The following is a 26,136-nucleotide window of genomic DNA, read 5'->3' as shown; positions in this document are numbered from 1 at the left end:
AGAAACGAAAACGCCCCGGTCATGCCGGGGCGTTTTCGCAGAGGCTAACAGGCAACAAATCAGCCGTTGAGCCGCTCCATCTCCGCCAGCAGCTCTTCGGTTTTCGCCTCCATCAGCGCCTTGTCGCCGCGGGACTCCACGTTCAGGCGGACGACCGGCTCGGTATTGGACATGCGCAGGTTGAAGCGCCAGTCCTTGAAGGCCACGCTCAGACCATCCACATGGCTGACCGACTCGGCGTCCGCTCCGTATTTTTCCTCCATCGCCTGGATGACCTTGGCCGGATCCTGAATGGTGCGGTTGATCTCGCCGCTGGCCGGGTAGGCCTCGATGCGCTCGTCGATCAGCGACGACAGGGTCTGGCCGGACTGGCACAGGCGCTCCGCCAGCAGCAGCCAGGGAATCATGCCGCTGTCGCAATAGGCGAAATCGCGGAAATAGTGGTGGGCGCTCATCTCACCGCCGTAGACGGCGTCCTCGGCGCGCATGCGTTCCTTGATGAAGGCGTGGCCGGTCTTGCTCTCCACCGCGCGACCGCCGGCTTTTTCCACCAGATCCTGGGTGTTCCAGATCAGACGCGGGTCGTGGATGACTGCGCCACCGCCCTGTTTGCTCAGGAACTGGTCCGCCAGCAGCCCGACGATGTAATACCCCTCGATGAAACGGCCGTTCTCGTCCCAGAAGAAACAACGGTCGTAGTCGCCATCCCAGGCGATGCCCATATCCGCGCGGTTGGCTTTCACCGCCGCCTCGGTGACGGTGCGGTTCTCCGGCAGGATCGGGTTGGGCACACCATTGGGGAAGTGACCATCCGGCTCGTTCTGCAGCTTGATGAAGTTGAACGGCAGGCGCTTTTCCAGCTTGTCGATGACCCGGCCGGCGCCGCCGTTACCGGCATTGGCCGTAATCGCCAGCGGCTTGAGGCTGCTCATGTCAACGTAGCCCAACAGGTGCTCGATGTAGGCATCCTCGGCGTCTTCCAGCGTCTGGTAGCTTCCCGGCGTGGGGGCGTCCTCGAACGCCTCGTCGAGACGATCATGAATGTCGCGCAGGCCGGTGTCGTTACTGATCGGCTTGGAGTCCTCACGCACCAGCTTCATCCCGTTATAGTCCTTCGGGTTGTGACTGGCGGTGACCATGATGCCGCCGTCCATCTCGTAGTGGCTGGTGGCAAAGTACACCTGCTCGGTGCCGCACAGGCCGATGTCGTATACGTCGGCGCCCGCGGCCATCAGGCCTTTGCTCAGGGCCTCGGCCATTTCCGGGCTGGAGAGGCGGATGTCGTAACCCACCACCACCTTTTTAGCGCCGGTCACGGCCACGAAAGCGCGTCCGATGCGCTCGGCCAGGTCCGGGTTCAACTGGTCGGGAATGCGACCCCGAATGTCGTATGCCTTAAAGCATGAGTAAGCCATCAATGTCTCCTTTGAGTGGCATTGGTAAGCACGCGGCGCCGGCTCAGGCCCGTTCGGCCGACGCCGGGGCCGTTGTCTCGTCACCGGCCTGCTCGGTTCGGCCGTAGTTGTCCTGCAGGCGTTCGATATCGTCCTCGCCCAGATAGGCGCCGGACTGCACCTCGATCAGCTCGAGCGGGATCTTGCCCGGGTTCGCCAGGCGATGCACGGCGCCGATGGGAATGTAGGTGGATTCGTTCTCGGTCAGCAGGTAGGTCTCGTCGTTGCGGGTCACCTCGGCGGTGCCGCTGACCACGATCCAGTGCTCCGCCCGGTGGTGGTGTTTCTGCAGGGACAGCTGCTCACCAGGCTTCACGGAAATGCGTTTCACCTGGAAACGATGCCCGGCATCGACGCTGTCGTAGCTGCCCCAGGGCCGATAGACCTCGCGGTGAGCGTCCACCTGCGGGCGCTCCTCCGCGCGCATCTTCTCGACCAGCTCCTTGACCTCCTGCACCCGGTGGCGGCGCGCCACCAGCAGCGCATCGCGGGTGTCGACGACCACCAGATCGTTAACGCCCAGCATCGTGACCAGCCGGCCCCCGGCATGCACCAGGCAGCCGTGGGCGTCCTCCATCAGTGCATCGCCGACCACCACGTTCTGCTGCTCGTCCTGCTCGCTAGACTCCCAGTACGCCGACCACGAGCCCATGTCGCGCCAACCGGCATCCAGCGGGACCACCACGGCGCTGTCGGTCTTCTCCAGAACCGCCCGGTCCACGGAATCCTCGGGGCAATGCTCGTAGATTTCCGACGGGATCCGTGAGAACTCGAGATCGGCCCAGACGTGGCCAGCCGCCAACCGGCAGGTGTCGTAGATGTCCGGGCTGAGCCGGCGCAGTTCCTCGAGGTAACGGTCCGCCCGGCACAGCAGGATGCCGCTGTTCCAGAAATGGCCGACCTTGGCGAGCATGCGCTCGGCCGTGGCACGATCCGGTTTCTCCAGGAACTGGTTGGCCCGCAGCAGGCCATCGTCCAGGTCCGGCGCCGGCTCGGCGCCGATATAGCCGTAATCCGTCTCCGGCCCACTGGGCAAGACCCCGAACAGCACCAGTGAGCCGGTGGCGGCAGCGGATTCGCCCTGCGCCAGAGCGGCGCGAAAGGCCGCCTCGTCACGAACGTTATGGTCCGCCGGCAGCACCAGCATCAACGCCTCCGGGTTCTCGTCGGCAATCGCCAGCGCCGCCATGGCCACCGCCGGCGCGGTGTTGCGGGCAAAGGGCTCGAGCAGGATGGAGCGCGGCTGGCAGCCAATGGCTTCGAGTTGCTCGCTGAGGATAAAGCGGTGCTGGTTGCTCGCCACGATCAGCGGATCTGACACCCGATCCTCCGGCAGCCGCGACAGGGTCTGCTGCAGCAGGCTTTCCTCCCCGGCCAGCTGCAGGAACTGTTTGGGAAACGCTTCGCGAGACAGCGGCCAGAGCCGGGAGCCCGTGCCGCCGGAAAGAATGACTGGAATCATCGGTAACCCTCCCTGATGGCCCTCGCCTCCTTACTGCCGCGAGGGATTTCATGCTGCCGGATGGACATGACAGTCTCATGCACCGGCCTGCTTAACGCGATTCAATTTCCGTGCCTCGGGCGCCAGACATGGCCCCGGACATCCGGTGGAATACCGATAATACACAGGAATTCAACGGGCTGACCGAACATTAAAAAGTGATAAAGACGGGGCAATACGGAGGGGTTGGGAGGCCCACTGGATGAACGGGCACAAAGGCAGGGCAACAGCCCTAAAAACGCCCGGTTTTCCGGGTCGGTTACCAGGATACGATGGGCAGAGCGCCGGCCAAAGGACCGGCACCCTGTAATCATTCAGCCGTCGGCGTGACCGCTTTGCAGCTGCACGTAATTCTGGATACCCATCTTCTTGATCATGTCGAGCTGGGTTTCCAGCCAGTCGATGTGCTCTTCCTCGCTGTCGAGGATCCACCGGAACAGCTGTCGGCTGGTGTAGTCCTTGATGTCCTCACAGTAGCCGATGGCTTCCTTGAGGTCCTTGTGCGCGGCATGCTCCAGCTTGAGATCGCACTCAATCATCTCCTGGACATCCTCGCCAATCAGCAGTTTGTTCAGGTCCTGCAGGTTGGGCAGCCCTTCCAGAAACAGGATGCGCTCGATCAGCTGATCGGCGTGCTTCATCTCATCGATGGACTCTTCGTATTCCTTGGCCGCCAGATGAGTGATGCCCCAGTCCTTGTACATGCGTGAATGAAGGAAATACTGGTTGATCGCCGTCAGTTCATTGGCGAGCACCTTATTGAGGTACTGGATGACTTTCTTATCACCCTTCATGGCTGCGAACTCCTTTCCTGATGTGTGAGATCAACAGGATAGATGGAATGCCCGCGATAAAAAATCGCAGCGGGAAATGATTCGCAGTACCCGGGAAGCCGCGCCACACGCGGCGGGAAGGAAAGGGCAGGTTTTGCTGACGCCGGCGCCGACCGTCAGGCCGGCTGGGCCAGCATCGCGGCGAGATTCATATAGTCTTCAGACTGACACTCGCGCAGGATCTCGCGAGCCATCGTGGCACAGCGCCCGCACTGGCGACCGACCCCGAGGTCTTTACCCAGCTGGCGCATAGACCGACATCCATCCTCGGCGGCCTCTCGAATTTGGCGATCCGTCACCCCGTAACACAGGCAAACGTACATAGAGAGAGTCTCAATAGGCGCTGTAAATGTTGTTGATAATTATTGTTATTAGCGATTGAGAACGCAACCCCTGGGGCATGATTTTTGTGTAACAATTCGCCACAACGTCTCAAAAGAACTCGCCACCACGCGGGGCTGGACACAAGGCCCGGCCACACGTAAGATTGCGCACTCGAAATTGGCGCTTGGCGCTGGTTTCGTGAGCTTTGGACCGTCAAAACGGTTCATAGCATCCGCCCGTAGCTCAGCTGGATAGAGCGTCGCCCTCCGGAGGCGAAGGTCATAGGTTCGAATCCTATCGGGCGGGCCATATTCCACAAAAAAGCCCCGCCTCGTGTGGGGCTTTTTTGTGGAACTTTGGTTTGCTCGATGGCCGATGAAGAACCTACGGTTCGACTCGGAGTCTGCGACGCAGACGGAGAGAACGTCGGAACGTCGTGACGACGGCCCCGAAGGGGCGAAGCCCCGAGCAACGCGCACAGAGCGTTGCGAGTCCATCCTATCCGTTCAGGCAGTGCACAAGTTCATATTACGACTCAGAGTCGGACGACACCCCTTCCTCGGATTTCCAGTCACCCGTTTTTTTGTCGCTCTGCTCCTGGTTGCCGTTCGCTACGCTGCGTTTGTCCACCGGACAAACGGTCGTGGCTCACCCTATCGGGCGGGCGATGATTTCAAAGACCCGATTGGGAACTCAGACCTTTTTTGCCTTCTGTGCCTCGATTATCTCTAGACATTCCCAACGTCTTGAACCTTAAACATTATTGTCACCAACCTCGACCTTTGCCCCATTCGACAGCTGCCACCTTCCGATTTCTACTCATCCGCTCCTTTCCATGTTCCCAACCCACGGACTAGTGTCCCATCTCACCGAGGAGCCAACGTGATACGAAAAGGTTAGCGGCCATCCACGGCTATCATGGGTAATGATCCATTCCTTGCACAGTCGACATTAGCAGGCTTCAAAGAGAGGCCCCACCCCGCTTCGGCTCTCGTGGCCGAAGGCACTTTAGGTCCAACTCTGCAATCAACAATGCGACCAAAATTAATAAGCCACCGAAAATAGTGCGGGCATTGAGCGATTCTCCAAGCATGATCACGCCGGCAACAGCCGCAAAAATGGGCTCACAAAGGTAGGTTAAGGCCACCTTCTCTTCTTCTATGTACTTCTGAGCCGAACTTTGTATTCCATACATGTAAGCAGTACCGAGCAGGCCTGTAATAAGAACCCCTTTCCAAAATTGCATTTCTGAAGGAATCCATATTGCCTGCTCATCAAATATAGCCCCAAGCCCACTGCCGAGACTGCATACTGTCATCGCAACTATTACTGTTAGCATTGCATCGAACCGATGCGCAAAACACCCTACCGTCATAACGTAGCTAGCAAAGAAAACAGCACAAGCCATAACCCAAATGTCGCCAGCATTCAGGTTTAACCCGTGTTTCGCCACTATCAGATAAAGTCCAAGTAGCGCCACCGAGCAAGAGACCCATATACGGCCTTTTACGGGCTTTCTGAAGAAGCTCCATTTAAAGAAGGGAATCAAAAGAACATCCAAGCCGGTAATAAAGGCAGTGTTGGTGACGCTGGTATGTTGTAACCCTATGGTCTGGAACACGTTACCGAACAGCAACGGAAGTCCAATCAGGGTACCGGCGAAGATAGTATTCCAGTCGAGACGGCGAAACCGCTTCGCGAACAGTACCGCTAGAGCTAATGCGGCGAGAGCGAACTTATAGGTGAGGAAAACGAAAGGAGAGCCGTCTGCCACGCCGGCTTTTACGTAGGCAAACGAGACGCCCCAGAATGCGGTTCCGAGTATAAGTAGGAGGAAAAACAGGTGTTTTTTTTGCATGCATCTAACCATTCGTTGGAGTTTCAGAATGGTTAGAGTATGCGGAGGCCGCAAGAAGGCCCGGTGTCGCTCCCAATTTCTTCTCTAACGTTGGAGCGAACCAGTACAGATGCCTTCACCTGCGGTAATTATACGGGGGTTGTAGCGGGTACTGTCAATTCCAGCATCGGCCTTGCCGAAATGCACTGGTTATCTGCTTCAAGAAAGCGCGGAAGACGTTAACCCCAGAAACAGGTCACCGCGAGGGTTACGCCCCAACTCTCTCTGCATCCGTTGTGAGGCACTCCAGATAGAGTTCAACCACAGGGTCTCTGCTCTGGCCGGCGCCAGAGAGGGCCACATACGTTTTTTTATGTTCATATTTGTTGGCCAATACCTGCCTGAACTGGCCTTTATCAACCCACTGACGGGCATAGTTTATGGGGAGAAACCCGATAAAACAGCCAGTCATCAGCAGGAATGCAATGCTTTCACCATCACTCACTTCTGCCGTCACCTTAAAATCCCTATAGAGATTCTCGGCAGACTTTACGGTGGAATAGTTGGGAGCCACCATGTCGTACTCTAGGAGCATCGAATCGGTAATGTCGGAATCATTCAGGGCGTAAAGGGGGTGCAGTTCGCCACAAAACAGGCCGACTTTTTCTCCATACAATTTATGTAGATGAAGACCCGATATCTCCTTGCGCTGTGGAACGATCCCAATATCCAGCTCGCCTCCCAGCACCCTTCGCTCCACTTCATTTGGCGGCATGGTCACAAAGTTTATTTTTACCATCGGCGCTTCGTTTTTAAACTTCCGAAGGGAGTTCACGATACGCATCTTGGGACATGAAATGAGATTGTTAACGACCCCAACATTAAGCTCGCCGGTTAATGAGGAGTGAATGAGATTGACCTTTAACCTGAACTCATTAACGCAGGCCAGCAAGTCGTTAGTGTATTTGTAGATTTTTCTACCGGAATCAGTGAGCGAAAACCCTGAGCGCCCCCGATTACAAAGTTTGAGCCCCAGCCTTGCTTCCAGATCTGCCATGCTGCTGCTGATTGCCGAGCGGGTGACGTTTAACTCGGCTGCCGCCTGGGTAAACCCCGCACAATCGACAACAACCTTGAAAATTTTCAGCTGCCTCAGGTCTGAATCACCGATCTGACCCAACGTAGACGGGTTTCCAAATTTCTTTACCATACCGGCACTCACGTTCCAGTCACCGAAAACCGGCAAAGCGAGATTTAGCTTCGCCTCGCCCAGGAAGCTTCACCACAGGCGGCTTTAAACGGTTCAGTGGGAACTTCCGTTGACCGAAGATCTTCGATTACGAAAAAAGGAGAGAGCTAACGATAACGAGCATGCAACACAAACACGGAATGAATAGCCCTCTCCAAAGCCCGAAACCCAGAGGTTTCAGCGTTCAGCAATCAAAAAACTTCATACGTTCGACCGTTCTCAACACCTTCCACAGAACGCTGATACGCGTACCCGACAGAGGTAGAGGACACTGGTTCGAAGCCCAAGAAATATTCGCCATACTGGCCCACGGATTCCTCAAGCACCGTTGGATTGACAATGTTCATTCTCAAATGATTGGGAAGCTCCGTAGAGGCGGCTCTCACAAAACTTTCCAAAGCGGAATTTGCCATGCTCGAGGAGGCACCCATGGCTATCGATTCCTTACTGGTCACCCCACTCGTAAGCGTGATCGAGCCATGGGGATTCAGGTAATCCAGCGCGATTTGAGCCAGCTTTACTTGGCCCATGAGCTTGCTATCAAGCCCTAATTGCCACTCATCGTCTGTCATGGCCGGAAACGTGTTGAACGCCACGGCTCCGGCGGCAACGATCAGGGCATCAAAATTGCCAACGCTCTCGAACGCCGACCGGATGCTCTGGCTATCTGTCATGTCGATTTTTAGCTCTGCGTTGGTCCGCGAGGCGCCGATTATCGTGTGACGCTCTCCAAGGTGCCGCTGCACAGCCTGGCCAATCGCACCATTTACTCCAACAAGGACAATCTTCATAACTACACCTGAAATAACTTAAATCGCTTTATGGAACACAGAGAAACCACTCGAACTGACCGGATTCACTCCGACAGATCGACCCAGATTGTCTTCTGCTCCGTGTACTGGTCGTGAGCTTGGACACCGTTATCTTTCCCACCGAAGCCAGACAGCTTGTAACCGCCGAACGGGGTTGAGGCGTCGCCCTCGCTGTAGCTGTTCACGGATACCGTTCCGGCACGTAAACGGCGCGCAAGTCGATGGGCACTGGTCAGGTCCTTGGTGAAGATCGAAGCCGCCAGTCCAAAATCACTATCATTAGCAATTTCAACGGCTTGCTCAGTGTTTTCGTAGGTGATGACAGAAAGCACCGGGCCAAAGATTTCCTCCCGGGCGATAGCCATGGCGTTGTCGACATCATCAAACACGACGGGAGCCAAATAGTACCCTGGGCCCTCAAATGCTTGCTCGCCACCGAGCTTAGTGGCCCCTTCCCTGACGCCCTTGTCGATCATGCCCACAACCTTGGAATAGTGCTCTTTGCTGACCAAGGGCCCAAGGCGGGATTCTGGGTCCAGGGGGTCACCGATCGTCCACGCTTTGATCTCGTCACTTATTCTCGTCAACAAGGCGTCCTTGCACGACGCGGGAACAATCAATCGGGTATTCGCCGTGCACACCTGCCCCATATTGCTAACGAAACTGAGAACGACGTGTTTGGCCACCCGATCTAAATCTGCATCCTCCAGCACCACACAGGGACTCTTGCCCCCCGTCTCCAGGACCACCCGTTTCATATTGCTTTGGGCTGAATACTCAAGGAAACGGCGTCCGGTAGCGGTCGATCCGGTAAAGGTGATTGCATCCACGTCCGGGTGTAATCCGAGGACCTGCCCGACGTTCGGGCCGGTGCCGGTCACGACATTGAGCACGCCCTTCGGCAGACCTGCCTTCACGGCGAGTTCCGCCAGCCGAAGCATCGAAAGACTGGTCAACTCAGAAGGCTTCACAATGACTGAGTTCCCGGTCGCCAGTGCTGGACCGATTTTCCATGCCGCCATTAACAGAGGAAAATTCCAGGGTAATACAGCGCCAACGACACCGATGGGCTCCCTGACAATCAGTCCGAGCGCGTCGTTCCCTGACGGAGAAATTTGGTCGTACAACTTATCCTGCGCTTCAGCGTGCCAGGCAATGCAATCCGCGGTTTCGGGAACATCCACCTCGAGACAATCACTGATCGGCTTGCCGCTATCAACGCTCTCCAGAACCGCCAGTTCGTCCTGGTGCGCACGGATCAAGGCTGCGAACCGGACAAGGATTTCTTTTCTTTCGGAGGGGTGACACCGGGACCAGATTCCGCTGTCGAACACAGCGCGAGCATTGGCAATCGCTGTTTCAACGTCAGCCTCGCCACTGGAGGCGATATCACACAATTTTTCTTCGGTCGCCGGGTTAATGGTTTCCAGTTTTTTACCGGAGTGAGCGTCGACAAACCCACCATTGATAAAATTTCCCTGGGGGAAATCCATGTTATTAAAAATGCTTTGATAGAGACTTTTATTATTCATTTGGACACCATTTCACAGAAACTCAATAGTCTTATTGAAAGCAAATACCACCACACCTCGTTCGTTGAGATTGTCAGGCTAGCTACGTAAGGCGTGAAGTTGGGACATGCATAGGTCCTGGCATGCCCCGACAATCAAGATTTAGAATTCTGTTGTTAGCTCTTAAGCGGCTCCAGGCTCTTAATCAACTGCTTGACCGATTCCTCAGAAATTTCAGCCAATGGTGTGCGCACAGTACCCGCATCGAAGCCCATATATCGGGCTGCAGCTTTAACAGCCGGGATATAATTGTTGTACCAGAGGTACGTTGAGGAGGGGAACATTTTGGCCCACAGTGCAAGCGCTTCATTGTACTGGCCTTTATTAACCAGGTTATACAGCTCAACACATTCCTCCGGCATAAAGTTGGCAGACCCCCAAATAGCGCCATAAGCACCCGCCATGAAGGCATAAGGGGCGATGGGATCCGCACCATTGAGCACCTTGCCGCCTTCGTTAATCAGCATCTGCGTTTTAATCATGTCCCCGGAGCTATCTTTAATATAATTAAAGTTTTCAAGCTCGAGAAGACGACGATAAAGCTCCGGAGTAATTTCAACTTGCGTTGCCGCGGGAATATTGTAACCAACAATATCGATACCCACGACTTTGTTCACTTCCTCATAAAACTTGAAGATACCGTCATCAGTTACCGGGCCTTCAAAAAAAGGAGGAAGCACCATGATGGCATCCGCACCCAAACCCTCTGCAGCGATGGATCTACGCAGAACTTCGGACATATTAAGAGCTGAAGTTTGCATAATAACCGAAGCTCTACCAGCGATCCGCTCAACGCCAACAGAGAGCAACTTATTACACTCTTCCTCTGTCAAATATGGATGCTGACCGGAACCGGAACTGATGACGACGCCATGAACGCCCGCGTCAATGTATCGATCGATAAGATCGCAGAAACGATCGTAGTCGATACTTCCGTCATCCTTAAAAGGCGTCTGCATTGCCAAACTAACACCATGCAAATCTGCCATATCACTAACCTCCTGATCGGTTGTATTGTTTTAAACTCACACTTCTTTTCCCGCTTTGCGCAAGCGATAAGCGGCATTAGCCTTAACAGCCAATCCAAAAATCGACTTCGGAGCCCACGAAGTCGGCCTCGGCCGTGACGACAAGATATTGATGACCCGAGAAGTCTTGCCCGAGGCGAGTTCCGCAACGGCCTTTCCAAATATCGCCCCTTTCGCAATACCAGTTCCGTTGCAGAAACCGGCTCCAAAAACACCGTTGGCCAACTCTCCGAAAACCGTTCCACCATTGTTCTGGGAGAGACATAAGGCCCCGCCCCAAGAGTGCTCAAAACCCATATCTGCAACTTGCGGGAACCTTGCTGCAAAGGACTGCTGGTGGATCCTCCTTGCCGCATCAACCGCATCAAGAGGGCTGGTAAATTTCGGCTCGTAGCGATAAACGTTCCGAATGAATATGCGGTTATCGGCTGTCCGACGTACCGTGGTCCCAAACGGATCCGCGGGGATCAGGCCAAATGGTCCCTTACCTCCCAACCGCTCCAATTCATTGTCAGAAAGCTGACGTGTCATGCTGGCGTATGTGTAGATAGGAACAGCCGCATTCTTATAAAACCCAAAACTCGAAATAAGGCCATTGTTTGCCAAGATAATTTTCTTGGCTTTAATAGTCCCTTCAGAGGTATTCAGAGTTTTATACGCACCGTGATCAATCACTTCATTGATGGGCGTATTTTCATAAACAGTGACGTTATCCGGCATATTATCGACCAGTCCGCGCAAAAGAGCGGCAGGTTGAATCAATACTGTGCCTGGACAAAACAGACCCAGGTGGTAATGACTACTACCAGTTATCTCCCGCATTTCCTCCGCGTTATACCAATGGTATTCCTCTCCGATTCTCGAGAGAGCCTCAGCGAAAGTCCTCAGGCATTTCGCGCCTCGGAGCGTTGCTGCGGAGTGAATTTTTCCCTGCGGACTCCAGTCACAAGAAATACTATGACTTTCAACGACTTCTCTTAAGTAATCGATACCAGCTCGATTCACAAAAGACTCGTTAATATTACCTTGCTCATTATCAGCAAAATTTTTAGATCGAGGATTGTGAGCCAGATCAATTGCAAATCCCGCGCTGCGGCCAGCCGCATTATTTCCAATTCTTCCAGCATCAACCAACGTAACGCTGTCGTTAGGATTCAGCTCCGCAAGCCTCCGCGCGGCACTCGTACCAAACCAACCGCCACCAATGACTACCCAATCCGTATCGACATTCCCGGCGAGTGTTTTGGCTTCTGATACCTCACTAAGCGTTGCAAACCATCCACTATCGGATGACTCTTTAGGCAGCACAGAAATCTTTTGTTGTTTTGCCACTTATATAACTCCACCACGGTTCATGATAAGGTTCAGCGTACAGTTAGTCCTTCTTACAACGCCAGCGACAAAATCTCATACAAATTCAGGACTAAAAATCATGAAAGAGGAAATACAACCGGACGCGTTTTTTACGAAGATGGTTTCCCTAACCGCCCTAAAGGCTTTTGTTGCATCAGCACGATACAAAAGCTTTACAGATGCGGCGAAAGCGTTATGCCTGACTCAATCAGCCGTCAGCCGACAAGTGAGGGAACTTGAAGATCAACTGGGAACCCCATTATTTAAGAGGGAAAGGCGGACGATAGAGCTAACCGACAGCGGCCAAAGACTTTACGAGACGTCTTATGTTTGTTTTTCTCATATTGCTCAGACAGTAAAAGAAATAACACCTTCACCAGCTACAACGTCAAACCCCAAAATACACCTTCGCATAGCTATGACTCATGCGTTTTCTATATTTTGGATGGCCAATAAAATTGGGGATCTGAGATCGCTGTTCCCAGACATAGACCTGTCAATTTATGCAACGGACGACATCAACCTCATTGACCACAACCAAAACATTGATTGCTACATTAACTTGACCCCATCTCAAGATAACAACTTTGTATCCACCGCTCTGTTTAGCGAAAAGGTTTACCCAGTTTGCAGCCAAGAATATCTTGAACGCCATCCATATATCAGCGAGGTCGAGAATCTCCACAAAGCGGACCTACTGCATCTAAAGGGCTCAATGGCACATCAAGGGTTTGGCTGGAGGCAATGGTTCGATTTTACTCTCCAGGGAGCAGACCCAGCGGAAAAGATTGACGAGGGCACATTTACCGCCAGTAATTACGAGCTCCTTATAAAACTGGTCCGAAACCATCAGGGAGTGGCTCTCGGCTGGCATCACTTGGTAGAGAGCTTATTGCAAGAAGGCAAATTGGTCAGGCCAGTAAGCCAATTCGTTGAGTTGGGAAATGCAGTGCATTACTTCATTCATCGGAAGAATAATGACAAGCAAGAGGCCATACTAAAAATCAAGAATTGGCTTCTGAGCAATCTATAGAAATAACAGAAAGAGATACGATCAAGGGTTTCAGAAATTGAGCGGAAAACCAATAAAACAATGTGTGGTTTCCCACTCAATCTTCCAGCGGCCTCAGTCCAAATATCCCATGACACCCGGCAGGGTAAGCGCGAGTGGAGACCAGAACGTCACAATCAGCATTACTGGCAAAGCGGTAAAGAGCATAAGAGCTAGCGCTGGGCGTAAGGCTTTTGCAACACTAACGTCAGCCACCCGGCAGGACATGAATAGAATTGGTGCCATGGGTGGACTGTTACAGCCAATCACCACACTGGTACCAATGATCGCCGCAAAGTGTATCGGATCGATGCCAAGCTCCGCCATCACAGGAACGAGGAGCGGACTGGCGATGGCAATCACGCTGATGTCGTCCATTATCATGCCAAGGAGAATAAGGAAGACGTTTACCATCAGCAGGATAACAACCTTATTCTCAAGCGTCTCTAATAGAAAAGAAGTAAGCTGCTGAGGAATCGCCTCGAACGTCAAGATTCGACTTACAATGAATGAAAAAAACAGAATAATGACGATGACACCAGAAGTGGTGGCTGCGCAGACAAGGCACTTCAGGATTTTTTTATAATCCAGCCCCTTATAGACAAACAAACCAACAGGAATCGCGTAAGCCACGGCTACGGCAGCCGCCTCAGTGGGAGTGAATACCCCCCCGTAGATCCCACCGAGGATGATTACAGGGAGCATTAAAGCAGGTACTGCCTTCCAGCCTGTGTCACCAATTTCTCTCAGTCTGTTACCAATGACTCTTGCTTTCCCCGCTTCGGCGGGATTTAGCTGTGTGGTCAAGTAGTTGTAGATGCAGAGAAAGAACATCAAAAGGATGCCAGGACCAATTGTGGCTAGGAAGCAGGCAGCTACAGATTGGCGTGTTACCACCGCATACAAAATCATGGTAATACTGGGCGGAATCAGCAAACCAAGCAGCGACGATATTCCCAAAAGCCCACTGACATAAGCACGGTTATAACCATGTTTCTGCATTGGCCCCACCATGATCGATCCCACGGACGCCACCGCAGCAGAGGCGGTGCCCGATATGGCGCCAAATATTCCACAGGCAACGACCATCGACGACCCCATACCGGCCCTGGAGTGGCCAGTCAATGCCTCAACAAAGCGCACAAGCCGTGCCGCTATGCCGCCTTCCTGCATCAGGTAACCTGTCATTACGAAAAGCGGAAGGGCCACCAATATGATGGAGTTAATTGAGGAAAACCCGGTTGTTGCCAGGAAGGCCACATTGACGTCATAAAAGAACGCAAGAGAAGCAACCATAGCCGCAAAAGAAAAGACGACCGGCACCCCCAACAACATCAATACGATCACAGCACCAATCGATATTAAAGCACCCATAACTCAAACCTCAGCATGTTATATGTATTCAGTCAGCACTGGATCAATTCAGCTTTTACTACTATGAAGAGCCAAATTTCCTATATCTGAAATTAAATCTCTCAGGAGATATAAAGTCATAAGGATCGCAGCAACAAACACACTGGCCTGACTAATGAATACGGGGATGGCGAAGATGGGCGTTTTCTCTCCTCGATCAACCCCCCACTGAAACAACGAGTAACTCCACATAACAAAGAAGACCGCCATAACGATCGAAAGGAGTGTAGAGACGATGCGAGATATCAGAACTGCTTTTTCACTTTTGAAAATTACAGAAACAAAATCAGCATGGAGATGGGAGCGCTCTTTCGATGCTAAAACAGCCCCCATCATATAGAACCATACAACACCTATAAGGATCAGTTCCTCTAGGCCAAACATGGCAACACCGATGAACGATCGAGCAACGACACCAATCACAAAGGAAAGAGCGATAGCGAGCCCAGTAATTGCGACAAGGGGGGCAATGACTCTATCTAACGCGCAATCGAAAAGATTAAAAAGTTTCATTATAAATCTCTCTATAGATTCGGGGGGGGCGGGACCGACGGTCAGCCCCGCTTTTCGTTCCACTCATCTATTGAGCGTGATCCATAACTTTTTGCACCAACTCTTTACCAAACTCCTTTTCCGCGAGGGTCCAGATCTCATCCCGGACAACAGCAGCCCACTCCTCAAGTTGCAGGTCGGTCGGCTCGAAGTACTCCATGCCGTCCTTTTCGGCTTTTGCTATCCACTTCTCGTCTTCTTCTCGCGCATCCGTAAACTGCTTTCTAATGACTTCATTCGCCGCAGATCTAACGATTTCCCGATCCTCATCGTCCATCTGATCCCAGGTCCCCTTATTCATCATCAGGATCGAGTAGGAAAAAAGGTGTCGCGTGTGCACGTAATAATCCAGGAGGTCGCCGAAGTACTGATAGTCCCAGTAGATGGTATTCCCTGCATCGCCATCGACGACGCCTGTTTGAATGGAGGTATAAACTTCGTTCCAATCCAGGGGTACGGAGTGAAAGCCCATGGCTTGCAATGTCTGCGGAACCGGGAAGGCCGGAATGGCTCGCACTTTTAGATTTTTGTCCTGGGCTTCCTCAAGGCTCGCAGCATAATCACCTCGGGTTGCAATGCCTGCAAAACCGTAGGGGTACACTCCGAAACTCTTGAGCCCAAGATCCGTAAAAATTGGCTCAACGATCTCCTTCATCCAGCCATCGGCACCATAGGCTTCATATGCCTCATCCCAGCCCAGGAAAAGGTACGGGAGGGACATTATAGCGACGCGGTTATCGTAAGAGGTTTGGGGAAGTGAAATGGCCATATCAACATTGCCGGCCAGCAGGTGGTCAAACACTTCGCCTACGTTACCCAGGGCGCCCTGGTGGAAGACCTGGACCTGCATTCGACCATCGGACTTTTCCTCGATGAGGTCGGCCCAAAGCTGTACAGATCGCCCTACCGGCGAGTCTGCCGCATCATCCGAATTGACCATTTTAAATCGATAGCTTTCATCGCTGGCCATAGCTATAGCAGATACAGTCAAAGATGAAGCAGCAACCAATGACATAAACAACTTGGTAATTTTATGTGCTAACACGACGAGTACTCCTATATTGTTTTAATGTAACTAACCGTCATGGACTTAGGTTGTTCCCTATCATCGCCTCGGCAATATTTCGACTTCGTATTCAGGCCCAAGTGATGACCATTTTTCCGGTTCATATCCGTGCGCCGGCGTAAAGAACAGCTCTATTTATGAGGCTATGGGAGGCTAGCGCACCCGACAAGCAACCATATTTTCTGTTTTTGCATGACTTTTGGTATCAATACCGCCCAGATCTTTTTCGATCTAAACTAACGGGCATAGATACACGGGCCCTCATCAAAGCCGCGCTCCATGCGATGTATTCAAAACGCACACAACGCAAGGAGCGGCAGACTTACTATCCGAACGCCAGGACTCACCTTACGGCGGGTTATGAGGGGAAGGAGAACTCGGCGCGAGCTGCTTCGAACTTCGAGGGCCAGCGCAGAGACACGGCCTTACGCCGCGTATAGAATCGAACAGAATCCGGGCCGTAGGCATGAAGATCGCCAAACAGAGAGCGCTTCCAACCGCCGAAACTGTGGTACGCAACCGGCACAGGCAGTGGAACATTGATGCCAACCATGCCCACTTCAATTTGGTCAGAGAAGCGCCTGGCAGCTTCACCATCCTTGGTGAACAGGCAAGTGCCATTGCCATACTCATGGGCGTTGGTCAGGGCGATGGCATCGTCCAAGGTCTTCACGCGAACGACGCACAGCACCGGACCGAAGATCTCCTCCTTGTAGATTCTCATGTCAGCGGTCACGTGATCGAACAAACAACCACCAACAAAGAAGCCATCCTCGTGCCCTGGCACTTTCAGGTTTCGCCCGTCAGCCACAAGCTCTGCCCCCACGGCCACACCATCTTCAATGTAACCAATGACTTTGTCGCGGTGCTCTTTCGTAATCAGTGCGCCCATGTCGAGACCGGGCTCGGTGCCCGGACCGATCTTCAGCCCGGAGATCTTCTGCTTCATTGAGGCGACGAGGCGATCGGCGGTTTCATCGCCAACACATACCGCGACCGAAATCGCCATACAGCGTTCCCCGGCACTGCCGTAGGCCGCCCCCATCAGGGCATTGGCCGCGTTTTCGATGTCGGCGTCAGGCAGAACCACCGCGTGATTCTTCGCGCCTCCGAGTGCCTGAACCCGCTTGCCATTCGCACAGGCCCGAGCGTAAAGGCTTTCAGCAACGGGGGTTGAACCAACGAAAGAAATGGCTTTCACGTCCGGAGCATCAAGCAGGGCTTCCACAGCTTCACGGCCGCCATGGACCACGTTGATGATGCCCTTCGGCAGCCCGGCTTCCTCCAGCAATTTGGCAATTTCCAGAGACGCGGTCGGATCTTTTTCGGACGGCTTCAGGATAAAGGCGTTGCCACAGGCAATCGCCATCGGATACATCCACAGTGGCACCATCGCCGGGAAGTTGAACGGCGTAATACCAGCCACCACGCCCAGCGGCTGATGGTTCGACCAGGCATCAATCGACGGCCCGGCGTTGTGGGAATAGTCACCCTTCAGCAGCTCAGGCACACCACAGGCGTATTCCACGTTTTCAATGCCACGCTTCACCTCGCCCATGGCATCCTCAAGCGTTTTTCCATGCTCTTCACTGATCAGATGCACGATGCGATCAGCGTTCTCTTCCAGCAGCTGCTTGAACCGATACATCACCTGCGCACGCTTGGCCGGCGGTGTGTCGCGCCAGGCAGGGAAGGCTTCTTTTGCTGCCTCAATCGCCGCTTGTACCAACGCGGTATCTGCATTGGCAACGCTTCGAACCACCATTCCCGTTGACGGATTGGTGATCTCGATCGTAGTGCCACTTCCCGTTACTTCTTTACCGTTAATATGATGACAAACAGTTTCCACTTGACCCGCTCCTCTTGTTATTTCGGTTTGATGTGCCCATTCCCAACAAGCATGAGAAATGGCTCTGGCACACGATGCGCTCCGCGAATTTAAGAACTGCAAACCGCCGGAAAACGCTAATGTCTGAACTTATTTACTGTTTCGGTGCAATCCAACGACCTGGTGCTAGCGCATGAGCTTTCCCAAGTTGTTGTTGATGGCATTCGCGATGACCTTGCCCCATGAGGCGCTGGCATTTTCTTGACAGAGTTTTTCTTCCCATTCGTACATCGAAAGAATCAGTCTTGAGGTGAGCCACCGGAAGGGCTCGGGCTCCCACCTCCGCAACGCCCGCCCTATGGGTCTGTCACCGAAAACCCACGGCATACGGGTAAATTCGGAATCTCTTTCCAGAATCAAATCCGCAAGGGTTCGTCCGAATAAGTGGGAAGGGCCGACTCCTTGCCCCACATAACCGCCAGCGGTGGCGAGACCGGATCGTTTGTCGAAGACCGCGTGCGGCGCGAATGCCCTGGGAACCCCCAACGAACCGCCCCAACCATGGGTCACTTCGACACCTTTCAACATGGGAAACAGGTCATGCATCAAGCCTTCCCGTGGCCTGAACTCCGGGTCGGACAGTGAAAACTCGCTGCGCGGTTTCGCTCCATATACGTACCCGCCCCTTGCACCAAAAATCATTCGGTCATCCGCTGATCGTTGGCCATAGCTGATCATTCGACCGCCATCGCAGAATGCTTCTCGATTTTTCAGACCGATCTCGTCCCACAAGCTTTCAGACAGAGGCTCGGTGGCAATGATCAAACTCTGAACCGGTATGATTCGGGTACCCAACCCAGTCACGGTTGTGGAGTAGCCTTCAAGCGCCGGGACCACAACGGGCGCACGCACGACGCCATTCTTGGTCACCACTTCGCCTGGCTTCACGGAAATGGCTGGAGTCTGCTCGTAGATGGCTACCCCAAGCTTTTCTACAGCGTCAGCCAACCCCCGAACCATTTTTGCCGGGTGCACAACAGCGGCGTGTTTCTTGAATACTCCACCGTAGCCATTGCGCAACCGGACCTTGGCGCTCATCTCGTCGGCGCTCAGCCACCAGCAATCCTCTTCGGTATGCCCCGCCTCATAGAGACCGTCGAGAAACGCCTTTTGCCTGGCTACCTGTCCCGGGAACCGAGCGGCTCCATAGATGACGCCGCCCTTGTGGAAGTTGGCCTCTATGCCCTCGTCCCGAAGCACGTCACCGATGGCATCCACGTTGTCGAAGAGGACGTTGCAGATATCTCGCTTCTCTGCGCTTGGCAGGCTAGACACGTATTTTTCGAGGCCGGCAACGTAACCAACGACCCAGCCACCGTTTCGTCCAGAGGCGCCGTACCCGGCGATGTTGGCTTCGACGACCGCGACGTTTAATTCGGGTGCATTCTTTTTCAGGTAGTACGCGGTCCAAAGCCCCGTATAGCCTGCGCCAACAATGACCACATCGACGTCGCGATCACCGTCGAGCGGATCTCTCGCGCCCTGTGGGTCTAGCTGGCTTAGCCAAAAACTGGCTGTTGAGTAATTTGAAATCATCGCTGCAAACCTCATTGCGCCCCGCCGATTTGAGGCGATCTACACCTACGAGCACTTGGTGATCACGAAGTACTTCTTGACGTGCGTGACTGATTCCCAGATACCGTCGAATCCCGGAGTTACTACCAGAGCCTCGCCAGCGGAAAACTCCTGACTGTTGCCTTCGGAATCGGTGAGCTTCACCGTGCCCTCAATCAGGTAACAAAACTCCATTTCATCCGGGTGGGACTTCTTTTTGCTAAATGCTTCGGATGACCAGATGCCACTCACTGTCTTGCCGTTCTCCGAGGCAAAACCAAAGTAAGTCGTTACGTCTCCATGACCGGATAGCAAGGCTTCCGCCGGCGTTTCAGCTTTGGTGCCTTCGGCGAGGGAAGAGAGCTGCAGCTTTTGAACACATTGAATACTCACGATCAGACTCCTGTTTTAGTTATCGAGCCTTGAACGTATTCGCTCGGAAACAGACGTTAAATATCAACGATCTTGTCCTTACTTAAGCGGCTACTTGCGTATCGGCTGCGATGGGAAGGATCACCCAAGCGATAAGTCGTGCTTTATGGCAAAACCATTCAATGGATGAACGCCACTAAGCGAGGAACGGTTAAGCCAGAGGGGGTCAGGTCAGGACGGGACAATATTCCATAAAAAAGCCCCGCACGTGGCGGGGCTTTTTGTGGAATATTGGTTTGCTTGATGGCCGATGAAGAACCTACGGTTCGACTCGAAGTCTGCGACGCAGACGGATCGAACGTCGGAAAGTCGCGACGACGGGGCCAAGCCCCGAGCAACGCGCACAGAGCGTTGCGAGTCCATCCTATCTTTCAGGCGATTCCAAACCCGCCTAAAACACAGCCCCAGCCCTCACTTGATCTTAGGCGCCGTATCCGAAACCTCTTTGGCCCTGGTCCGCCACTTCAGCTTGACCTCCACTTCCTGCTTGTCGCCCTCGTCGCTGGCACGCACGGAGACCTGCAGCAGTTTGTTCGGAGACAACACCAGATCGCCCTCGCTCTCTTCGAACTCGAGTTGACCCTTCTTCACCGCATTGCCCAGCGCCACCAACAGGTCCTTGGCGGACTGGCGATCCAGCAGTGAGTCGTGGCTGAACTTGGTTTTCGACTTCAATGATCAGGCTCCCTTCAGTCGTCCCTTGCGGCCGGGCTTGAAGACCTTGGCGCGCGGGTAGTCACCGCTTAGGCCCACCACCCCGCGCTTGCGGTCGATCAGCGTTACCCCGACCCCGAGACCGTCCAGGCCTTCACGTTCCCGGGAATGGGCGTCCAGCGTAATATCGGCCTCGATGTGCACCAGCCCCTGCTGCAGCGATATGCGCTGGCCGGCGTGGTGGTTGACATGGCCATGCACCAGGACCTGGATCCCGGCCTGCCTGGCGGCCTTGGACCCGCGCTCGGTCAGCGGCAGGTCCACCGCACGGTATTTGGTGCGGAAGGTGTTGGCCAGCGAGCCATAGTAGAAACTGAACAGGTGCTGTGTCATCAGGTTTTTCTTGAAGGCCCGGTTCGCGTGTTTGACGCCCCGCTTGGCCAGAAGCTCGGCCATATGATCGTCCAGCCCTGCGTGGAGGAAGAGGAACGACCCGCGCTGTTTGACCAGCCTCATCTTGCGGAAAAACCAGTGGAACTCCCCGGAGTCCTTGAGAAACAGCGAGCGGCACTTCATGGCCGCCGCGTAGACCTGCTGCAGGGAAAGTCCAGCGTCCGTGCAATGCGCTTCGAACTCCCGACTCTTGACCGCCATTTTTCCGATCTCCCGGTCGATGCCCTCAGCGGTCAGGAAGCCGGCGGCAAAGTACGGGAAGTTCTCAAACCAGTCCTCATCCGGGAACAGCGCCTGCCGACACTCCGCCTCCGACGGCATCCCGCGGCTCCAGTTCGTATTGACGAGGTACTGGTCAAACACCTCCCGGAACAGGGGAACCACTTTGCGCCCCATGCGCACAAACAGGTGCTGGCTGCCGGCGTCCTTTTCCCGCTCCAGCACCAGCAGCCCCATGAGCAGACGCAGATCGTGGTTGCCGGCCAGCAGGGTCACATCCGCCTTGAGCCGGTACAAATGGGCCAGGCTGCGCAGCAGCGCGAGGTTGCTGGGCCCCTTGTCCAGACAGTCGCCGCCCACGATGATTTCCGCCTTGCGACCAAACCTGGTCAGTTGGTATTCACACAGGTTGGCGCCGTCCCGATCGATCACCCCCGCGGCGATCAGTGAGGCTTCGAACGCTTCGGCGTCGGCGTGGGGGTCGGAAACGAACACCACCGGCTTTTTGGGCCAGGCGAAGGTTTTCTTGCGGGAGCGTTTGATGAACGTGTTGAGCGCGTCGTCGTGATTCACGGACGTCTGATCGTCGGGCCAGGGTTCCCATTCCGTAGGCAGGCGGCTCAGGACGGCGCTGTGAAATCGGTGGTCGCTGACCTTGGGAATGAAATCGGGGGATGCCATCGCGTCTGTCGTCTAGTCGATTGGTTCGGATGTGCGTCGGTTCTTCCAGTGTCCGTATATACGCGTCCAGCCTTGCGCCTGCGCCTCGAAAACGACCGGATGACCGTAGAACATGCTGAATCGTTTAACGTCGCTGAACTTTATTACATTTAAATGATAGACCCCGTGGCGGATCGATGCCCCGTGGCCCACGACCAGTTGGATGCGCTGCTCGGCGTCTGTAATGGGCAGGGATCTCAAGTGATCGGCCACCCGGGCACCGGCTTCCAGCAGGGATTCCGCGCCATCGAACGGCAGCCGGAAATCACTGGTGGACTTCCAGCCCTCAGGCAGCGGTTCCAGACGCGGATCGAGCGCGACAATGCGCTCAATCTCGGCGACGCTCAGGTTGGCCACGGCGCCGACGCTGCGTTCGCAGAGCGCGGCAAAGCTGCACGTCACCGCCGGCCCGGCAAAGAACGCCGCCAGCTCTTCTCGATAGATTTCAGCGGTCTGCCAGGCTCGCAGAAGGGTTGAGCAGTGGATTTCCGGTGCCAGACGATAGCCCGATCCGGCGAGCCAGTCGCCGAACTGGCGCGCCTGCGCCCGCACCTCTTCAATCCCCGCGTCGGTCAACGGGTACGGCTGAAGCGCGCTGGGCGTGCCGGCGAGCTGTTCGTACGCGCCGTGTCGAATCAGGGCCATGGCGGCCATCAGAGCAGCCCCCACTGGTGGAGCAATTCAACGGCCCGATCAAAGTCGACCCGGCCGGTCAGCTGCAGCACCTGCACGCCGGGCAGACGATCGGCGTAAACGTCCGCCGCCGGGCTCTGTTCCGGCGGAAACACACCCTCCGCATTCTGGAAGAAGGGCCCGGGGCTTTTGCGCAGGCCGTCCAGCGCATGTGGCGACTGTTCGATGTCGACAGGACCCAGCTCCGTGGGCGCCGGATCGTCCAGGGACCAGTCCAGCAGCACCAGATTTCTGAGCGTTCCGGACAGCGCGGTCTTGCCGTCACCATAGGCCGCGGGAATCAGCACGTCGTACTTCTGCTCAATCGCCCACAGCTCACCGGTGGGCATGCCCGCAAACCGCTTCTGTTCCGCCGCCGGCAGGATCGACCGCAACCGCTCCGAGTGCATCAGGGTGCCGGGATTGACCCGTGGGTGCTTGGCCACCCCCAGCACCCGCACGGCGCCGCCCTCCGCTTTGAACAGGATCCGGTCGTTGGACAGGAATCGGGCCCCCGGCGTCTCCAGGGCCTTGAGCATCAGCGTGGACTTGCCGCCGCCGGAGCTGGCGGCGATGGCCGTCGTACGGCCCTCGATGTCGAACGCCGACGCGTGCCCCAGCAGGTAACCCTGTCGCTGGTAGTGGTTGAGGAACTGGTTGTTGATGAAGTTGACCACCTGCGAGCGGTTGGCCAGCAGATCACCCATGACGACGGGGTCGACCAACGACTGGAACATCACCAGGCCCGTGCGCACCTTGTGGATCCAGCGGCCGTCGTGCGTATCCACATAGGCCTCCTTCAGCCCTAGCCGGCTCACCTTGCTGCGCTGGACCGGCGTCCAGTCGACCGCGCCCGTATCCGGCTCGCCGTCGATCAGGAAGACCCGCAGTTCTTTCTGGACGGCCTGGCTGTCGGTCAGGCCGGAAAAATAGCCGACCAGGTAGTCGAGTATCGACGGGTTGTTGGTCAGCAGCCGAACCTTGAGGCCATTGAAGGTCAAACACAGCGCCGACGTGCACCCGGACCTGGCGCGGGCGATGGCGCTATCGTCCAGCAGATTGATCATGCCCCCGCCCCCAGTTCGGCCAGGACGTGGTCACACAGCTTCCCGGCCGCATCGATGCCGCAACCCTTCTGCGCGCCACTGAAGCCGCCGAATGCGGACACCTCGAACACCACCGGGCCGGCGTCGGTCAGCGCGATATCCACGGTGGTAAAGCTCAGGTCAAAACACGCCTGGGCCCTGTGACCAAGCTCGATCAACTCCGGGCCGGGCTCGTAGGCCTGGTAATTGCCGCCGCTGTGGATCGTGGTGTTCCAGGCGCCGGCATCGCCGACACGGGCATAGGTGCACAGGTACTTACCGCCCAGAAACACCATCCCCAGGTCCTGGCCGCCCAGGTTGACGAACTGCTGCAGGTAGAACAGGCCGTGCTCGGTCTTGAACGCGTCCAGCTTCTGCGTGTTCACGGCCTCACCGTCGGCCGTCTCCAGCACCACCATGCCCCGGGCCTTGGTGGAATAGAGCGGTTTGAGAATCGCCTTGCCGAACGAGTCGATCACGTCCAGGGCCTCGGCCACGTTTTCGGTCACCCGGGTGGTGGGCAGGGCCACCCCGCCGGCCGCCAGCGCCGCCGTGCCTTCCAGGCGATTGATCAGTCGCCCAACCTGCTCCGGGCGGCTGAAACAACGCACGCCATCGGCCTCCAGGCTGGCGAGCATGCGGATACGGTCGTCCGCCGCCGGGGAATAGACCTCACTGATCTTCTTGATGATGACGCCGTCGAGATCGTTGAGCACAGTGTCCCGGTAGCGCAGCCGCCCCGTTTCCAGCTCCAGGACCACGTCGGCCATATCGACGACGCAGCGGAACCCGGTGCGTTGTTCCAGGTGATCGGCCAGCACCTCGGTCGACCATTTGCCGGGTGTTCCGATGACCGCAATGCGCGTGTTAGTCACTGAAAATGTCCTCCAGGGGGAGCCGGTATGTTTCAAGTTTATCGGGATTCAGTCGCGTCACGCTTTCCAGCAGGAAACTCGCCCGCAAGGCCAGCCGCCGGGCGAAGCGTTTGTCGTAGATGAATCGGGTGGACGTGGCGAACGAGCGCGCCAGGGCAACCGCCAGACGGGTATCGAAACTGGCGTCATCCCGGCTTTTGGCGAACCGGCGCGCAAACCGGTAGAGCTGGCTGACCAGCGCCCTCATCTCGGTACGCGCTGACTCGTCCAGAAGGGGCAGGCGATAGATGGAGACCATCAACACCGACAGGTCCTGCACGTAATCGGAATAGGACGCGCGGTGTAGGTCGATGAAATAGATGCGGTCCTTGAGTTCGTCGTAGATCAGGTTGTCGACGTTGAAGTCGCCATGAATCAGCACGGAAAACGGCGCCCGGACCCGATTCTCCAGGTTCTCGGCGCGGTCCACCAACTGGTTGAAATCGGGGCGCACCAGGCCGCAGATCGTCTGCGCCTCGCTGAACAGGTCCGGATGGGTTTGCCGGGTTTCCGGCAGGCGTTTGCGCAGCTGCTGCATGTAGCCGGGCTCTGCATGCTCGCGGGTCGACGAGCTTTTCCAGATTTTCCGCAGCGTCTTGCCGAGCTTGTTCACCAGGATGCCCGCCAGGTCCCACTGACTGTTGAGCAAGAGCGATTCCAGAGTCCGGCCGGGCAGGTGTTCGATCACCATGGAGCCCAACTCGTCCTCGTGCTCGACGTTGTGGGAAATGACCGAGGGCGCAACTTTCGGGTAGACCTTTTTCCACTGGTCCACCCCGGAAATCTCTTCCAGGACCTTGCTGGCCTGCCCTTCCTTGTAGACCGCCATGACCTCGCTGGACGCTTCGTGCTCGGCCCGCAAGGCGGCGATGGTGCTGCCACTGCGGGTCAGCGCCAGCCGCTCGACGCCGAAACTGTCGCTCTCATCGGCAAAGGCATGGGCCGCGTTCCTGAGTTGCTTGTAGTTCTGCAGCCGCACCGCCGGCCCGAAATTGGCCGCCAGCAGGGCGTCGGCTATCTCGCTCAGCAGATGGATCATGCGATGGATCTGGAAATGCAGGACCTGGCCGGGGTCACTGTCCGCCGGGCCGGAAACCTCATCCAGACTGGCCGTCAACTTGGCCACGCGGCGCCCGAGCTTGAGCCCCTGACGGGTATTGGCATCCTCCGGGTTGATGAGAACCAGCGCGAGGGATTTGCGAATGCGGCGAATCAGCTTGGCGTAGGGTTTGAAATGCTTGTCCGGGGCGGCGCGCAGCGCCCGGATGTCGGTGAAATCGAGACAGGCCTGACCGAGCTGGTCGAGCAAGCGGGCCAGGCGCTCGAGGGACTTGGCCTGCTGGAAGCCCGGGCCGTCGACTTTGCGGCGGCGCACATCCATCGCCACCGACAGCTCGACTTTCTCCTGCAGGGTTTTTCTGTAACCCTTGCGATTCACGAGCCGGTGCGCGGTGGCCTCACTCGGGCGAGTTACATAGACTTCAACCAGCTCGCAATGATT

23 protein-coding genes and 1 tRNA gene are annotated in these 26,136 nt (G+C 55.6%); 2 read left to right on the top strand and 22 right to left on the bottom strand.

Annotated features, from left to right (window positions below; all coding sequences use genetic code 11):
- Nucleotides 1-59 precede the first annotated feature (59 nt).
- The 4 genes from DKK67_RS01605 to DKK67_RS01590 form a co-directional block, all read right to left on the bottom strand.
- The gene (locus DKK67_RS01605) at nt 60-1,415 is read right to left on the bottom strand and encodes a phosphohexomutase domain-containing protein (protein ID WP_111493750.1); all 1,356 of its coding nucleotides are present in this window, start codon (nt 1,413-1,415) and stop codon (nt 60-62) included.
- A gap of 43 nt (nt 1,416-1,458) precedes the next feature.
- Entirely contained in the window at nt 1,459-2,916 is a 1,458-nt protein-coding gene (locus DKK67_RS01600; RefSeq protein WP_111493748.1) for a mannose-1-phosphate guanylyltransferase/mannose-6-phosphate isomerase, read from the bottom strand.
- A gap of 353 nt (nt 2,917-3,269) precedes the next feature.
- Nucleotides 3,270-3,749 (bottom strand): bacterioferritin, encoded by a 480-nt coding sequence (gene bfr / locus DKK67_RS01595; RefSeq protein ID WP_111493746.1) that lies wholly within the window; start codon nt 3,747-3,749, stop codon nt 3,270-3,272.
- Nucleotides 3,750-3,904: 155 nt separating this feature from the next.
- On the bottom strand, nt 3,905-4,111 hold the full coding sequence (locus tag DKK67_RS01590) for a bacterioferritin-associated ferredoxin (RefSeq protein ID WP_111493744.1): 207 nt from the start codon (nt 4,109-4,111) through the stop codon (nt 3,905-3,907).
- A gap of 233 nt (nt 4,112-4,344) precedes the next feature.
- Between DKK67_RS01590 and DKK67_RS01585 the strand changes: the two genes are divergently transcribed.
- Nucleotides 4,345-4,421: transfer RNA gene (locus DKK67_RS01585), tRNA-Arg, on the top strand.
- 652 nt (nt 4,422-5,073) lie between these two features.
- Here DKK67_RS01585 and DKK67_RS01580 read toward each other — a convergent pair.
- From DKK67_RS01580 to DKK67_RS01555, 6 genes are all read right to left on the bottom strand, one after another.
- A complete protein-coding gene (locus DKK67_RS01580) occupies nt 5,074-5,970 on the bottom strand; it encodes a DMT family transporter (protein WP_111493742.1) in 897 nt (298 codons plus the stop codon).
- 247 nt (nt 5,971-6,217) lie between these two features.
- Entirely contained in the window at nt 6,218-7,159 is a 942-nt protein-coding gene (locus DKK67_RS01575; RefSeq protein ID WP_111493740.1) for a LysR family transcriptional regulator, read from the bottom strand.
- 230 nt (nt 7,160-7,389) lie between these two features.
- The gene (locus DKK67_RS01570; protein WP_111493738.1) at nt 7,390-7,989 is read right to left on the bottom strand and encodes a short chain dehydrogenase; all 600 of its coding nucleotides are present in this window, start codon (nt 7,987-7,989) and stop codon (nt 7,390-7,392) included.
- Between the two features lie 65 nt (nt 7,990-8,054).
- Complete coding sequence (locus DKK67_RS01565) at nt 8,055-9,542, bottom strand: aldehyde dehydrogenase (RefSeq protein ID WP_111493736.1); 1,488 nt, start codon at nt 9,540-9,542, stop codon at nt 8,055-8,057.
- 155 nt (nt 9,543-9,697) lie between these two features.
- On the bottom strand, nt 9,698-10,570 hold the full coding sequence (locus DKK67_RS01560) for a dihydrodipicolinate synthase family protein (RefSeq protein WP_111493734.1): 873 nt from the start codon (nt 10,568-10,570) through the stop codon (nt 9,698-9,700).
- A gap of 36 nt (nt 10,571-10,606) precedes the next feature.
- Entirely contained in the window at nt 10,607-11,941 is a 1,335-nt protein-coding gene (locus DKK67_RS01555; protein ID WP_204355704.1) for an NAD(P)/FAD-dependent oxidoreductase, read from the bottom strand.
- A gap of 100 nt (nt 11,942-12,041) precedes the next feature.
- Between DKK67_RS01555 and DKK67_RS01550 the strand changes: the two genes are divergently transcribed.
- Nucleotides 12,042-12,995, top strand: coding sequence for a LysR family transcriptional regulator (locus DKK67_RS01550; protein WP_162628714.1), 954 nt, complete (start codon nt 12,042-12,044; stop codon nt 12,993-12,995).
- Nucleotides 12,996-13,088: 93 nt separating this feature from the next.
- Here DKK67_RS01550 and DKK67_RS01545 read toward each other — a convergent pair whose 3' ends face one another.
- The 12 genes from DKK67_RS01545 to DKK67_RS01490 all read right to left on the bottom strand — a co-directional run bounded on the left by DKK67_RS01545 (nt 13,089) and on the right by DKK67_RS01490 (nt 26,073).
- The gene (locus DKK67_RS01545) at nt 13,089-14,387 is read right to left on the bottom strand and encodes a TRAP transporter large permease (RefSeq protein WP_111493730.1); all 1,299 of its coding nucleotides are present in this window, start codon (nt 14,385-14,387) and stop codon (nt 13,089-13,091) included.
- Between the two features lie 48 nt (nt 14,388-14,435).
- A complete protein-coding gene (locus DKK67_RS01540; protein WP_111493728.1) occupies nt 14,436-14,939 on the bottom strand; it encodes a TRAP transporter small permease in 504 nt (167 codons plus the stop codon).
- A gap of 67 nt (nt 14,940-15,006) precedes the next feature.
- Nucleotides 15,007-16,023: a TRAP transporter substrate-binding protein DctP gene (dctP, locus tag DKK67_RS01535; protein ID WP_204355703.1), complete on the bottom strand. Its 1,017-nt coding sequence runs from the start codon at nt 16,021-16,023 to the stop codon at nt 15,007-15,009.
- A 379-nt stretch (nt 16,024-16,402) separates the two neighbouring features.
- Nucleotides 16,403-17,893, bottom strand: a complete 1,491-nt coding sequence (locus DKK67_RS01530; protein WP_111493724.1) for a CoA-acylating methylmalonate-semialdehyde dehydrogenase — start codon at nt 17,891-17,893, stop codon at nt 16,403-16,405.
- 165 nt (nt 17,894-18,058) lie between these two features.
- Nucleotides 18,059-19,468 (bottom strand): NAD(P)/FAD-dependent oxidoreductase, encoded by a 1,410-nt coding sequence (locus DKK67_RS01525; RefSeq protein ID WP_162628713.1) that lies wholly within the window; start codon nt 19,466-19,468, stop codon nt 18,059-18,061.
- Between the two features lie 45 nt (nt 19,469-19,513).
- A complete protein-coding gene (locus DKK67_RS01520; RefSeq protein ID WP_162628712.1) occupies nt 19,514-19,879 on the bottom strand; it encodes a cupin domain-containing protein in 366 nt (121 codons plus the stop codon).
- Nucleotides 19,880-20,329: 450 nt separating this feature from the next.
- Nucleotides 20,330-20,593, bottom strand: coding sequence for an amphi-Trp domain-containing protein (locus DKK67_RS01515; protein WP_111493718.1), 264 nt, complete (start codon nt 20,591-20,593; stop codon nt 20,330-20,332).
- A gap of 3 nt (nt 20,594-20,596) precedes the next feature.
- Nucleotides 20,597-21,925 carry a metallophosphoesterase family protein gene (locus DKK67_RS01510; RefSeq protein ID WP_111493716.1) on the bottom strand — a complete coding sequence of 443 codons (1,329 nt, stop codon included), beginning with the start codon at nt 21,923-21,925 and terminating at the stop codon, nt 20,597-20,599.
- Nucleotides 21,926-21,937: 12 nt separating this feature from the next.
- On the bottom strand, nt 21,938-22,618 hold the full coding sequence (locus DKK67_RS01505) for a histidine phosphatase family protein (protein ID WP_111493714.1): 681 nt from the start codon (nt 22,616-22,618) through the stop codon (nt 21,938-21,940).
- Entirely contained in the window at nt 22,618-23,703 is a 1,086-nt protein-coding gene (locus DKK67_RS01500) for an HprK-related kinase B (RefSeq protein ID WP_111493712.1), read from the bottom strand. The genes DKK67_RS01505 and DKK67_RS01500 overlap by 1 nt, the downstream gene beginning before the upstream one ends.
- Nucleotides 23,700-24,596 (bottom strand): GAK system ATP-grasp enzyme, encoded by an 897-nt coding sequence (locus DKK67_RS01495; RefSeq protein WP_111493710.1) that lies wholly within the window; start codon nt 24,594-24,596, stop codon nt 23,700-23,702. Before DKK67_RS01495 ends, DKK67_RS01500 begins: the two co-directional genes overlap by 4 nt.
- Nucleotides 24,589-26,073 (bottom strand): aminoglycoside phosphotransferase family protein, encoded by a 1,485-nt coding sequence (locus DKK67_RS01490; protein ID WP_111493708.1) that lies wholly within the window; start codon nt 26,071-26,073, stop codon nt 24,589-24,591. Before DKK67_RS01490 ends, DKK67_RS01495 begins: the two co-directional genes overlap by 8 nt.
- Nucleotides 26,074-26,136: the final 63 nt, after the last annotated feature.

This window comes from Marinobacter bohaiensis (genome assembly GCF_003258515.1).
Lineage (GTDB): Bacteria > Pseudomonadota > Gammaproteobacteria > Pseudomonadales > Oleiphilaceae > Marinobacter_A > Marinobacter_A bohaiensis.
The sequence above is the reverse complement of the archived record's forward strand: the minus strand, read 5'-3'. Positions and strand labels throughout refer to the sequence as shown.